The organism is Burkholderia sp. AU45388, assembly GCF_030481585.1.
Lineage (GTDB): Bacteria > Pseudomonadota > Gammaproteobacteria > Burkholderiales > Burkholderiaceae > Burkholderia > Burkholderia sola.
On the sequence record NZ_JAUJPV010000003.1, the window covers coordinates 336339 to 349647 of the forward strand.

At 67.9% G+C, this 13309-nt stretch carries 12 protein-coding genes; 6 read left to right on the forward strand and 6 right to left on the reverse strand.

Annotated elements, in window-relative coordinates; translation table 11 throughout:
• The first annotated feature begins 3 nt into the window (after positions 1-3).
• From nthB to QZM72_RS09000, 3 genes are all read left to right on the forward strand, one after another.
• On the forward strand, positions 4-657 hold the full coding sequence (gene nthB, locus QZM72_RS08990) for a nitrile hydratase subunit beta (RefSeq protein WP_301737870.1): 654 nt from the start codon (positions 4-6) through the stop codon (positions 655-657).
• Positions 654-1916 carry a GTP-binding protein gene (locus QZM72_RS08995; RefSeq protein WP_301737871.1) on the forward strand — a complete coding sequence of 421 codons (1263 nt, stop codon included), beginning with the start codon at positions 654-656 and terminating at the stop codon, positions 1914-1916. The genes nthB and QZM72_RS08995 overlap by 4 nt, the downstream gene beginning before the upstream one ends.
• Positions 1917-2103: 187 nt before the next feature.
• Positions 2104-2691, forward strand: coding sequence for a LysE family translocator (locus tag QZM72_RS09000; RefSeq protein WP_126366428.1), 588 nt, complete (start codon positions 2104-2106; stop codon positions 2689-2691).
• A gap of 12 nt (positions 2692-2703) precedes the next feature.
• Here QZM72_RS09000 and QZM72_RS09005 read toward each other — a convergent pair whose 3' ends face one another.
• Positions 2704-3549: an AraC family transcriptional regulator gene (locus QZM72_RS09005; RefSeq protein WP_301737872.1), complete on the reverse strand. Its 846-nt coding sequence runs from the start codon at positions 3547-3549 to the stop codon at positions 2704-2706.
• Between the two features lie 159 nt (positions 3550-3708).
• Between QZM72_RS09005 and QZM72_RS09010 the strand changes: the two genes are divergently transcribed.
• Positions 3709-4503: an SDR family NAD(P)-dependent oxidoreductase gene (locus QZM72_RS09010; RefSeq protein WP_089469709.1), complete on the forward strand. Its 795-nt coding sequence runs from the start codon at positions 3709-3711 to the stop codon at positions 4501-4503.
• Between the two features lie 48 nt (positions 4504-4551).
• Here QZM72_RS09010 and QZM72_RS09015 read toward each other — a convergent pair whose 3' ends face one another.
• The 5 genes from QZM72_RS09015 to QZM72_RS09035 form a co-directional block, all read right to left on the reverse strand.
• On the reverse strand, positions 4552-4926 hold the full coding sequence (locus tag QZM72_RS09015; protein ID WP_089469708.1) for a hypothetical protein: 375 nt from the start codon (positions 4924-4926) through the stop codon (positions 4552-4554).
• 222 nt (positions 4927-5148) lie between these two features.
• Positions 5149-6219: an AI-2E family transporter gene (locus QZM72_RS09020; RefSeq protein WP_089469707.1), complete on the reverse strand. Its 1071-nt coding sequence runs from the start codon at positions 6217-6219 to the stop codon at positions 5149-5151.
• 140 nt (positions 6220-6359) lie between these two features.
• Positions 6360-7469, reverse strand: coding sequence for an NADH:flavin oxidoreductase/NADH oxidase (locus QZM72_RS09025; RefSeq protein WP_301737873.1), 1110 nt, complete (start codon positions 7467-7469; stop codon positions 6360-6362).
• A gap of 137 nt (positions 7470-7606) precedes the next feature.
• Complete coding sequence (locus QZM72_RS09030; RefSeq protein WP_301737874.1) at positions 7607-8293, reverse strand: type 1 glutamine amidotransferase domain-containing protein; 687 nt, start codon at positions 8291-8293, stop codon at positions 7607-7609.
• A 362-nt stretch (positions 8294-8655) separates the two neighbouring features.
• Positions 8656-9684, reverse strand: coding sequence for a substrate-binding domain-containing protein (locus tag QZM72_RS09035; protein ID WP_301737875.1), 1029 nt, complete (start codon positions 9682-9684; stop codon positions 8656-8658).
• Between the two features lie 187 nt (positions 9685-9871).
• Here QZM72_RS09035 and QZM72_RS09040 point away from each other — a divergent pair, with 187 nt between their 5' ends.
• Both QZM72_RS09040 and QZM72_RS09045 read left to right on the forward strand, forming a co-directional pair.
• Complete coding sequence (locus tag QZM72_RS09040; protein WP_301737876.1) at positions 9872-11464, forward strand: glycoside hydrolase family 68 protein; 1593 nt, start codon at positions 9872-9874, stop codon at positions 11462-11464.
• Between the two features lie 167 nt (positions 11465-11631).
• The gene (locus QZM72_RS09045; RefSeq protein WP_301737877.1) at positions 11632-13269 is read left to right on the forward strand and encodes a glycoside hydrolase family 32 protein; all 1638 of its coding nucleotides are present in this window, start codon (positions 11632-11634) and stop codon (positions 13267-13269) included.
• The last annotated feature ends 40 nt before the right edge of the window (positions 13270-13309 follow it).

Sequence of the window (13309 nt, forward strand, 5' to 3'; positions counted from 1 at the left end):
CATATGGACGGCTTTCACGACCTCGGCGGATTCCAGGGTTTCGGCCCGGTGCCGCATACGATCAACAGCCTCGGCTACAAACCGGTCTTCAAGGAAGACTGGGAGCATCTCGCGTACAGCCTGATGTTCGTCGGGGTGGATCAACTGAAAAAATTCAGCGTCGACGAGGTGCGTCACGCGGTCGAACGCATCGACGTGCGCCAGCACGTCGGCACACGCTACTACGAGCGCTACGTGATCGCGACCGCGACACTGCTCGTCGAAACCGGCGTGCTCACGCAGGACGAACTCGACCGCGCGCTCGGTGCGCCTTTCCGGCTCGCGAACCCGCCGCGATCCGGCGGCCGGGCGGCCCCGCTCGACTCGACGCGGTTCGAGGTCGGCGATCGCGTCGTCGTTCGCGACGAATACGTCAGCGGACACATCCGCGCGCCGGGCTACGTTCGCGGCAAGACAGGCATCGTGCTGCACCGGACGACCGAATCGTGGCCATTCCCGGACGCGATCGGCCACGGCGACACCGGCGCCGCGCATCAGCCGACCTATCACGTCGAGTTCCGCGTGAAGGATCTGTGGGGCGACGCCGCCGACGACGGCTATGTCGTGGTCGACCTGTTCGAAGGCTACCTGGATCGCGCGTCCGGGCAGAGCGCATGACGACGCCGGCCATTCGACACGTGGCGGCCGCCCCGCCGCCGAGGATTCCGGTCACCGTGCTGTCCGGCTTCCTCGGCGCCGGGAAGACGACGTTGCTGAACCATATCCTGCGCAATCGCGCCGGCCTGAAGGTCGCCGTGATCGTCAACGACATGAGCGAAGTCAACGTCGACGCCGACGATGTGCGACGCAACGTCGAGTTGCATCGAGGCGAGGACGAACTGGTCGAAATGACCAACGGTTGCATCTGCTGCACGCTGCGCGCCGATCTGCTCGAGCAGATCAGCACGCTTGCGCGGCAGCATCGCTTCGATTATCTGCTGATCGAGTCGACGGGTATCTCGGAGCCGATGCCGGTCGCGGAGACGTTCGCGTTTCTCGACCGGGACGGTTTCAGCCTCAGCGAGCTCGCGCGGCTGGACACGCTCGTCACGGTGGTCAACGGCGAGACGTTCGAGGACATGATCGCGTCGGCCGAACCGGTCACGCGCGACGCCCCGCCCGCGAACGACGGCGATGCCGATCCGCCGCGCAAGTTGTCGGATCTGCTGATCGAACAAGTCGAATATGCGAACGTGATCCTCGTGAGCCGACTCGACCGCATCGGCCACGCGGGTTTCGAGCGGCTGCGCGCAATTCTGGCGTCACTGAATCCATCGGCGCGAATCCTGCCGATGCAGCACGGCAAGGTCGATCCGTCGGACGTCCTCGATACGCGGCGCTTCGATCTTCCGGCGCTCGTCGAATCGCCGGGATGGATGCAACGCATGCAGGCCGACGAACGCCCGTCGGAATCGGACGCGTACGGGATCGCGTCGTGGGTCTATCGCGAACGCGCGCCGTTTCATCCGGCGCGCCTGCTCGCGTGGCTGCGTCGCCCCTGGACCAACGGCCGACTGCTGCGCTGCAAGGGATATGTGTGGGCCGCGCACCGATACGCCGAAACCGCCCTGCTCGTGCAGGCCGGCGACACGTTCCAGTGGGGCTACGTTGGCCGATGGTGGCGGTTTACGCCGCCGTCGGACTGGCCGCAAGACGACTACCGTCGCGAGGGTGTGCTGAAGCAATGGGAGGAGCCGGCAGGCGATTGCCGACAGGAAATCGTGTTCATCGGGCAGTCGATCGATCACGGCCGGTTGCGTCGCGAACTCGATGCATGCCTGCTGACGGTCGAAGAAATCGACGCAGGGCCGGAGTCGTGGCGCCAGCTTCCGGAAGCCGACGCGTTCGACGCACTTGCGACGCCCGCCCGTCCGTGAAGCGACACTCGATGGCTTCGGCCGCCACGCCTGCGCCCTGTCGCTTTCGGTCGACCCGCGAGCGTTGCGCCCGGTTCAGCGTGACGTGAATCGCGGCCGCGCCGCCGAGGGCAGTTTTCTTCAATACGGGCCGACGCAACGCCCGTAGTCTCGATGCGACTTTCAACATGTCGCATGGAGACACCTGATGAGCATGCTGGTTTCGATGGCCGCGTTCGCGCTGGCCTCGTCGATCACCCCCGGCCCCGTCAACATCGTCGCGCTCAGCGCGGGCGCGCGCCACGGCCTCGGCGCGAGCCTGCGCTACGCGGCCGGCGCGACGCTCGGCTTCGTCGCGCTGTTCCTGCTGATCGGCCTCGGCCTGCACGCGGCGCTCGCACGCTGGCCCGTGCTGACGACGGCCACGCAGTGGTCGGGGATCGCGTTCCTGCTCTACATGGCGCTGCGGCTCGCGCTCGACGACGGCCGGCTGTCGGCCGATCCGGACGTGGCCGGCCCGTCGGCGGCGGCCGGCGCGGCGATGCAGTGGCTCAATCCGAAGGCGTGGCTCGCGTGCGTGGCCGCGATGGGCGCGTATGCATCCGACGGCGACCGCGCGCAGGTCTGGCAGTTCGCCGCGCTGTATCTGGTGATCTGCTTCGCGTCGATCGCCTGCTGGGGCTATGCGGGCGCATCGCTGCGGCACCGGCTCGCGAACGCGCGGCGCATGCGCGTGTTCAACCGGCTGATGGCGCTGCTGCTCGCGGGCAGCGCGCTGTTTCTGCTCGACGTGTAGCCGCCGTCGCGTTCAGCGCATCGCGCTGCGATACTGCCCAGGCGTCGCGGCCGCGATTCGCCGGAACGCGCGCTGGAAATGCGCCTGGTCCGCAAAGCCGGCGTCGAGCGCGACTTCGGCGATCGGCCGGCCGCGGCGCAACTCGGTGCGGCCGTATTGCACGCGCCGATCGATCAGAAACGCATGCGGCGTCATCCCGTAACGCGCATTGAACGCGCGGATCAGGTACGACGGCGACAAGTCGGCCGCCGCGCAGATCGCATCGAGCGTGACGGCCTCGCGGCAATGGGCGGCGATGTAGTCGGCCGCGCGCGCGAGCTTCGCGTTGTCGTCCCCCGGCCGCGGGGCGAGCGGTTCGCGATCGAGCGCGCCGTGCAGCGCTGTGAAGAATTCGACCGCCGCGCTCTCCTTGCCGAGCGCATCGAGGCCGGGCGACACGAGCGTGCGGTAGAAGCTACCAAATTGCGCGAACAGATCGCCGCGCTCGGTCAACTTCGGCGAAAACCCGTGAAAATCGCGGTTCGGATCGCGGCCCAGCGAATGCTGCAGCCGCGCGAGCCACGGCACGTCGACATAGACCATCCGGTACGCCCACGCATCGGGGCCGTACGGATTGCATGCGTGCACCTGCTCCGGATCGATGATCACGAGCACGCCGCGCCCGACGTGAGCGTGCGTCGCGCCGTTCACGTACGTGCTCGTCCCGCCGACGATCGCGCCCACCGAAAACGTGTCGTGCGTGTGCTTCGCGTAGCAGATCGCGCGCCCGTCGTCGACGGTGCGCGCCTCGATGAACGGCAGCGCGCCATCGCGCCAGAACGGCGACGGTACGGCGGATCGGTTGGCGGTACGGGTCACGCGGCGGGCTCCAGGTTCGAACGGCGAACGCTCACCGTACAAGACCGGGCGGCGCCGCGCAACAGCGAGCCGACGCCCGGCGGCTGGATCGCCTAAGCTTTGAATTCGGCCGCCGCGGCAGACGCGGCGGGTTCCCTTTCTCTTCCAACCGGTACACTCATGCAGATCGATCTGAAAGGCAAGACCGCGGTCGTTACCGCTTCCACCGCCGGCATCGGGTTCGCGATCGCCGAAGGGCTCGCGCGCGCCGGCGCGCACGTCGTCGTCAACGGCCGCAGCGATGCGTCGGTGCAGTCCGCGCTCGGGAAACTGCGCGACGCCGTGCCCGGTGCAAGCTTCGACGGCGTCGCCGCCGACCTGTCCGACGCGGCCGGCGTCGCGCGCGTCACGCAGCACACGCCGAACGCCGACATTCTCGTCAACAACGCGGGCATTTACGGCCTGAAGGCGTTCTTCGACATCGACGACGCCGAATGGGAACATTTTTTCCAGATCAACGTGATGTCAGGCGTGCGGCTCGCGCGGCATTACCTGAAAGGGATGATCGAACGCAATGCCGGGCGCATCGTGTTCATTTCGTCGGAATCGGGCCTGAACATCCCCGTCGACATGATTCATTACGGGTTCACGAAAACCGCGCAGTTGTCGATCGCGCGCGGCCTCGCGAAGCTCGCGGCCGGCACCCACGTGACCGTCAATTCGGTGCTGCCGGGCCCGACGATGTCCGAAGGCGTGCGCGAGATGCTGAAGGCGCAGGCCGACGAAACGGGCCGCAGCATCGACGACATCGCCGTGGAGTTCGTGCGCAGCGAACGTGCGAGTTCGATCATCCAGCGGCCGGCGACGACGGAGGAAGTCGCGAACATGGTCGTGTACGTGTGCTCGCCGCAGGCATCGGCCACGACCGGCGCGGCGTTGCGCGTCGACGGCGGCGTGGTCGACACGATAGCGTGACGGCCGTGACGGCCATATGACCCGCCCGCGCGGCGCGTGGCCGCCGCGCTATCGCGACGCGCGCTTGCCAGGCTGAAGCGTGCCCTTGCGATCGGCGTCCATGCAGGTATCGAAGCCGGACTGCGTGACGACGCCGGCCTTGTCGAACACGACGAAGTACGCCCGGTGATCGTTGCCGTGCTCGATGAAGTAGTTGTAGCAGACGCCGCTGCCGTTGCGGACCATCCAGACGCTGCGCGGGTTGCCGGCGGCGCGGACGACGTCGGCGCGCGTCGCGCCGTGCCGCGACGCGGCCCGTGCCAGCGGCGTGCGCGAATACGAGAACGGCAACCACGAGTCGAACCACGCACAGCCGTGCAACATCAGGCAACTGGCGGCCAGGGACAGCGTCGCTGCGGGACGGGCCATCGGAATCAATCGCATGCTCGGGAAATCTGCTGCGCCATACCGGCGTGATCGAAAACCCCATGCTACTCGACCTTTGGGTCCGGATCGAAAAGAAATGTAGAGATCTTTATCCGAATCCCCGCATTCGCGGGCGTGCGCGCCGGTCGAATCGTCAGCGATCGTTGCAGCCGGCCCATGCTTGCGCGCGCAACCGCATTGCCGTGCCGTTGCGTCGAACCGATGCAACGGCCTCCGCCGTCACGCGATCCATTCGGCCCACAGCATCGTCAGCACCGTCATCAGCGCGGGGCCGACGAACAGCCCGATCAGGCCGAACGTCTCGGCGCCGCCGAGGATGCCGAACAACACGAGCAGGAACGGCAACCGTGTCGAACCGCCGATCAGCACCGGCCGCACGAAATGCTCGGCGATGAACACGACGATGAACCCGAGCGCCGCGACCACGACGGCCCACATGGTCGCCCCCTGCACGAACAACCAGAGCGCCGCGCCGCAGAACACGACCGGCGCGCAGAACGGCAGCATCGCGGCGACCGCCGTGACGAGCCCGAGCAGCGCCGCGTGCGGCACGCCCGCGAGCGCGTAGGCGATACCGAGCAGCGCGCCCTCGCCGAGCCCGACGACGACGAGCCCCGTCACCGTGCCGTACACGGCCGCGACCATGCGCTCGATCAGTTCCGCGCCGTTACGCCCGAACGCGCGCCGCGCGCCCTGCAGCAACGCACCCGACAGCTTGTGGCCCGCGCGCAGGATCACGAACAGCGTGACGAGCATGAAACCGAATTCGAGCAGCACATGCGCGAGCTTCGTGCCGAATTGCCGGCCGAACGCGATGAATTTCTCGCCGTTGACGCCGTGCATCGCGGTGGCCGCATGCAGCGGATGGCCGAGATTGGCCTGCCACCATTCGGTGATCTGCGCCGCGCCGTACGGCAACCGGTTGATCACGTCCGGCAACGGGATGCCGTTGTCCTGGATCGTGTGCAGCCACTCGCGCAGGTCGTGCGCCTGCGCGAACGCCTGGGTCGTCGCGACCGCCACCGGCAGCACGACGAGCAGCGAGATCGCCGCCGTGATGACGGTCGCGATCAGCGTCGGCCGATTGCGGAACAGCCGGTGCGATTCGAAGCATTTCAGCAGCGGCCACATCGCGATGGCGATCACGCACGCCCATGCGATGGCGGGAATGAAGTCGCGGATCACCCACAGCGCGAGCACCAGCAGCGCCGCATACAGCGCGATGCGGGCGACCTGCTGCGCGCGCGGCCGCGCGGCGGAATCGGAAGACGACGGGACATGTGCGCCCATGGCACCTCTGTCGAAATGAAAAAATGGCGGTTCGTCCAGGCCCGTTGCCTGGACGAACCGCCATTCTATCCATCGGCGCCGGATCGGCGGCTCGCGCGATCGAAGCGCGGGCCACCCGGCGCCGTGTCGACGCGCGCCGCTCAGGCCACCTTGTCGGCGATCCGATAGCGCTCGAGCCAGTGCGCATACGGCGCGGGCAGCGTCCACGACGGACGCTCGACGCCGAGCTGCTTGGCCGCGTAGTACGGCCAGTGCGGGTCGGCCAGGTGCGCGCGGCCGACCATCACCAGATCGAGCTGCTCTTTCTCCACCACGCGGTTCGCCAGTTGCGGCGTATCGATTCCCCACGCGGACGACACCGGCAAGCCGGCCTCGCGGCGCACGCGCTCGGCGATCGGCGCGAGGAACGCCGGGCCCCACGGAATCTGCGCATCGGGCGTCGAGAAGCCGACCGACACGCTCAGCATGTCGAGCCCTTCCCGCTTCATCCGCTGCGTGAGCGCGATCGACTCGCCGAGCGTCTCTTCGTCGCGGCCGTCGTATTCGATCACGCCCAGGCGCGCGGTCAGCGGCAGATGCTCGGGCCAGACCTTGCGAACGGCCGCGAGCGTGTCGACGAGGAAGCGGCCGCGGTTGTCGGCCGAACCGCCGTATTCGTCGGTGCGCTGGTTCGAATGCACGGAGAAGAAGCTCTGGCCGAGATAGCCATGCGCGAAGTGCAGTTCCAGCCATTCGAAGCCGAGGTCGCGCGCGCGCTGCGCGGAAGCGACGAAGTCGGCCTGCACGCGCGCGATGTCGTCGTGCGTCATTTCGCGCGGCACCTTCGGCAGGTGCGCACCGAACGGCACGGCCGACGGCGCGATGGTCTGCCAGCCGCGCGGATCGCCTTCGGCGATATGGTCGTCGCCTTCCCACGGGCGGTTCGCGCTCGCCTTGCGGCCCGCGTGCGCGATCTGGATGCCGGGCACCGCGCCGGCCGCCTTGATCGCCGCGACCGACGGCGCGAACGCCTCGGCCTGCGCGTCGTTCCACAACCCCGCGCAGCCCGGCGTGATGCGGCCTTCCGGCGACACGGCCGTCGCCTCCGCGATCACGAGGCCCGCGCCGCCGCGCGCGATGCCGGCCAGATGCACGTGATGCCAGTCGTTGACGACGCCGTCTTCGGCGACGTACTGGCACATCGGCGGCACCGCGATACGGTTGCGCAGCGTGACATCCTTGAGTTTGAACGGTTCGAACAGGGCAGACATCCACGACTCCTTTGCTGGGTTCTGCAAAACGGGGGAATGCGCCGTGCGGTGCGCACGGCGCAACGGTGCGGGCCGTCGGCGGGCCGGCTGCGTCCGGCGACGGCAAGGACGAGGCGCCGGCCGAGCCGGCGCCATGTTCAGCGGTGGCCGAGCTTCGCGAGCAGCGCCTCGGCCGCGGGCGCCGACGACGCGGGGTTCTGCCCGGTGATCAGCAGCCCGTCGGTGACGACATGCGGCGCCCAGTCGGCGCTGCGCTCGAATTCGGCGCCGTTGGTCTTCAGCATGTCCTCGACGAGGAACGGCACGACCTCGGTCAACTCGACCGCCGCTTCCTCGCTGTTGGTGAAGCCCGTCGCGCGCTTGCCGCGCACGACCGACTCGCCGGTCTGCGGGTTCTTCACGTGGCGCAGCACGCCCGGCGCGTGACAGACCGCCGCGACCGGCTTGCCGGCCGCCAGCGTGCGCTCGATCAGGGCGATCGAATGCAGATCCTCGGCGAGATCCCACAGCGGGCCGTGGCCGCCCGGGTAGAACACCGCGTCGTAGTCGTCCGCCGACACGTCGGCCAGCTTGCGCGTCGACGCGAGTTCGGCCTTGGCCGCCGCATCCGCGTCGAAGCGGCGCGTCGCGTCGGTCTGGGCCGTCGGGTCACTGCTCTTCGGGTCGAGCGGCGGCTGGCCGCCCTTCGGCGACGCGAGCGTCAGCTCGATGCCCGCGTCCTTGAACGTGTAGTACGGCGCGGCCAGTTCCTCGAGCCAGAAGCCGGTTTTCTTGCCGGTGTCGCCGAGCGTGTCGTGCGAGGTCAGGACAACCAGAATCTTCATGATCGGACACTCCTTCGAAAATGAACGGGGGAACGGGGCCGCACGTCGACGCGGCGCGCCTGTCGGTTAGTCCGCCCACGCGCGACAACGTGCGATTCATTCATCCCCATGCGATATACGCCTATTAGACCAGTCGTCTAGAAGCAACCGAAATAAAACGACGACGTCCCGCTGCATGAACCTGTGGAGACGTCGCCGCATTCAGAAGGATGGATCATATCCTCGAATTAGACCGGTCGTCTAGAGGAACGCGTATTCGCCCTTGCCGGTGTCATGGCCTTTGCGACGGAGGCACAGTTCGGTAACGGGCGTCGTCACTTTGCCGGCCGGCGTGCCTCCGCCGCCGCGCCGGCTACCGCCCGCTACCCGCGCAACGGCCCGTCCGTGTCACCCGCGTCGATTGCAGGCGCTTCGAGCCGGTGGTCGCGCACGCCGTCGTCGAGCAGACGCAGCATCAGTTCCGCCAGCACGCGGCCCGATGCGTGCCCGGTCGGCTGCACGACCGCCGTGACACGATACGGATGCGCGATATCGGGCGGCACACCGTCATAGACGATCAACGACATATCGGCCCCCAGGCGCAGGCCGCTGTCGACCAGCGCGCGAAACGCGCCGCCGCCCGCGAGGTTGTTGTCGACCAGCAGCGCGGTCGGCGGCTCGGCCCGCGCGAGCAACGCCCGCGCCGCCTGCTGGCCGCCGTCGTGCGTAAACGGACATTCGACGAGCAGCGCCGGATCGGCCTCGATACCGGCTTCGCGCAATGCCTCCAGATAACCGGCGCGCCGCTGCGCGGCGAAAGTCAGCGTCAGCGGCGCGCTGATCATCGCGATGCGCCGATGCCCGAAGCCGATCAGCCGGCGCACAGCATCGCGCGCGCCCGCCTCGTTGTCGAAATCGAACCACGCATACGAGCCGGCCGCCTGCGTGCGGCCGTACGCGACATACGGAAACGCGCTCGCATGCAGATACGCGATACGCGGATCGTCGACCTGCGTGCGCGCGACGATCAGCCCGTCGACGAGCTTGCCGTCGACGATCCGCCGATAGGTGTCCAGTTCCGCGTTCGGTCGCGCGGACGCGATGATGAAGTCGAGATTGCGCTCGGCGAGCCGCTCGGTGATGCCCGCGACGACCTCGCCGAACCGCGGATCGCCGAGATCGCCGGCGCCGAACGGATAGACGATGCCGATCATGTCGGCCCGGCCGGTCGCCAGCCGGCGCGCGGTCGGATCGGCCACGTAGCCCATTTCCCGCGCGGCCTTCGCCACGCGCTCGCGCGTCGCCTCGCTGACGTCGTCGTAACCGTTCAACGCGCGGCTGACCGTCGTCCGCGACAGACCCAGCGCATCCGACAGCGCCTTCAGATTCACCTTCACCGTCATTCCTCGCATTCGCCGATCCGCCCGGCCGCCCGACGTCCGGGACGCGCCGACCGGGTAATTGTTTCCAATTGGTAACGATTACCGTCAAATAAATATCTTTTGCGTTCCAAACCGGTTTGAAATAGCATCCAAACCGGTTTGGACATCGATGCCCACTCAGCCGTTCACTTTCACCTTGCCAGGAAACAACGACGAGATGACATACTTTCCCCTTTTCCGTCCGGTCGCGACCAAACGTCTGCTGCTCGCTGGCGGCGCACTCGCCGCCTTCGCGTCCGTCGCGCATGCGCAGTCCGGCGGCACGGGCGCGCCCGTGCCCACGCCCCATACGCAGCAAGCCTACGACCCCGAAGGCAACTTCACGATGCGCTGGACGCGCGCGGACATCCGCCAGATCGTCGCGCAATCGCACACCGCCGGCGCCGACAAGAACTCGCTGCCGCAAGCGCTGACGATGCCGGACATCCCGCAGGATTTCCCGCTGATCAACTCGAACGTGTGGGTGTGGGACACCTGGCCGCTGGCCGACCTGCGCGCGAACCAGCTCAGCTACAAGGGCTGGGAGGTGATCTTCTCGCTCACCGCCGATCCGCACGCGGGCTACACGTTCGACGACCGTCACGTTCACGCCCGCATCGGCTTCTTCTATCGCCGCGCCGGCGTTCCCGCGTCGCAGCGCCCCGCGAACGGCGGCTGGACCTGGGGCGGCCACCTGTTCCCGGACGGCGCGAGCGCCCGGGTGTTCGGCACCGCGCCGATGACCAACAACGCCGAATGGTCGGGCTCCGCGCGCCTCACGAACGGCAGCAACGTCAGCCTCTACTACACCGCGACGTCGTTCAACCGCTCGGCCCCGGGCGGCGCCGACATCACGCCGCCGCAGGCGATCATCACGCGCGCCGACGGCCACATCCACGCCGACGACAAGCACGTGTGGTTCACCGGCTTCGACGATCACAAGGCGCTGCTGCAGCCGGACGGCAACTACTACCAGACCGGCCAGCAGAACACCTACTTCTCGTTCCGCGATCCGTTCGTGTTCACCGACCCCGCGCATCCGGGCAAGACCTACATGGTGTTCGAAGGCAACACCGGCGGCCCGCGCGGCGCACGCACCTGCACCGAGGCCGATCTCGGCTATGCGCCGAACGATCCGAACCGCGAAGATCTCAACGCGGTGATGAATTCGGGCGCAGTGTATCAAAAGGCCAACGTCGGCCTGGCGGTCGCAACGAACCCGCAACTGACCGCGTGGAAGTTCCTGCCGCCGATCCTGTCGGCGAACTGCGTCGACGACCAGACCGAGCGCCCGCAGATCTACCTGAAGGACGGCAAGTACTACCTGTTCACGATCAGCCACCGCACGACGATGGCGGCCGGCGTCGACGGCCCGGACGGCGTGTACGGCTTCGTCGGCAACGGCATCCGCAGCGATTACCTGCCGCTGAACGGCGGCAGCGGCCTCGTGCTCGGCAACCCGACCGACTTCTCCGCGCCGGCCGGCGCGCCGTATGCGCAGGACCCGAACCAGAACCCGCGCGAATTCCAGTCGTATTCGCACTACGTGATGCCGGGCGGGCTCGTCGAGTCGTTCATCGATGCGATCGGCCCGCGCCGCGGCGGCACGCTCGCGCCGACGGTGAAGGTGAACATCAACGGCACGTCGACGACGGTCGACCGCGCGTATGGACGCGGCGGCCTCGGCGGCTACGGCGACATCCCGGCGAACCTGCCTGCGACGGGGGCCGGCCACAACGACGGCAACGGTCAGGGCAATAACCAACAATAACGATCGTCGGTAAAGGCACGAGGTTCAGGAGGCGCGTATCGCGCGTGCCGCGTGCACGCCTCCGCTTTTTTCTTTCGACGTTTCTTTCGACCGGCGCGCATGCCGTCGCTGCAGGCGGCCTGCGCCCTCCTTTCCCGCTTCGTCCGACGAAGCGCCTCCGGCACCGCATGAAATCGACGTCTTTCCGTTTTTCCGCCCGCATCGTCCGGCTGCTGCTCGTTTGCATGGCCTGCACGCAGGCCGCCGCCGCGCCCTGCCCGACGCCCGCCGAACACGGCACGCCGCAATGGCGGCCGGCCCTCCATTACACGCCGCAGCGCAACTGGATGAACGATCCGAACGGGCTCGTCTACGCGAACGGCCGCTATCACCTGTTCTATCAATACAACCCGCTCGGCAACGACTGGGGCAACATGTCGTGGGGCCACGCGACCAGCACCGATCTCGTCCACTGGCGCGAGCAGCCGGTCGCGATGCGCGCGAACGTCACCGAGGAAATCTTCTCCGGCTCGATCGTCGCCGATACGCTGAATACGTCCGGCCTCGGCACACCGGGCCACACGCCGCTCGTCGCGCTCTATACGAGCGTCTACAAGCCCGGCTCGGGGCACGCGCCCGGCATACAGGCGCAGTCGCTCGCGTACAGCCTCGATCAGGGCACGACCTGGCAGCCGTATGCGCACAACCCGGTGCTGACGCTCGATCCGGAATCGAAGCAATTTCGCGACCCGAAAGTGTCGTGGTATGCGGCGGGTGGCTACTGGTTGATGACGACGGTCGTCGCCGATGCGCACGTCGTGAAGCTCTATCGTTCCGACGACCTGATCCACTGGTCGTTCCTGAGCGACTTCACGCTGCCCGACGTGCCGCATGCGGGCGCGCTGTGGGAAATGCCGGACCTCATACCGCTGCCGCTCGACGGCGATCCGAAGCGAATCAAGTGGGTCATGATCGTCAACGTGAATCCGTGGTCGATCGCCGGCGGCTCCGGCGCGATGTATTTCGTCGGCGATTTCGACGGCCGCACGTTTACGCCCGACCGCGTCGCCCCCGCCGGCTCCGATCCCGCGCAATTCCGGTGGGTCGATCACGGTGCCGACTTCTATGCGACCGGCACGTTCTCCGATGCCCCCGGCGCCCGGCCGGTCGCGATCGCATGGATGAGCAACTGGGATTACGCGGCAAAGGTGCCGACCGCCCCGTGGCGCGGCGCGACCACGCTGCCGCGCGAACTGTCGCTGAAGGCGATCGACGGCAAGCCGACACTCATCGTCGCACCCGCCGCCGCGTTCGACGCCTGGGCCGACGGCCGGCCGGCCGTGCATGAAGGCGACGTCACGGTGGATTCCGCTACCCGCCCGCTATCGGCCGCCACACGCGGCGTGGTCCAGCGCATCACGGTGACGCTCTCGCCGCGGCGTGCCGCGCGCGCCGGGCTGATCGTGCGGCGTTCGGCCGACGGGTCGATCGGCACCCGGATCGTGTACGACACCGCGAAGCGCACGCTGACGCTCGACCGCTCGCGATCCGGCGACGCGAATTTCGCCGGCACGTTCAGCCGCGAACACATCGTCGATCTGCCGCTCGAACAGGGAAAACTGCGGCTCGAAATCGTCGTCGATCGCGGCTCGGTCGAAGTGTTCGCGAACGGCGGCCGCGTCGCGCTCACGGACCTGATCTTTCCGCCGCTCGAGGCCGATCGCGTGGCCGTGTTTGCCGAGCAGGGCCGTGCGACGTTTTCGGGACTGACCGTGACGCAGCTGGGAACCGGCGACGATACGCGCGGCGCGTGTACGCCCCGGTAGGTGCGGGTGACGGGGCCGCTCGCCCGGCAGCGCACTGGCC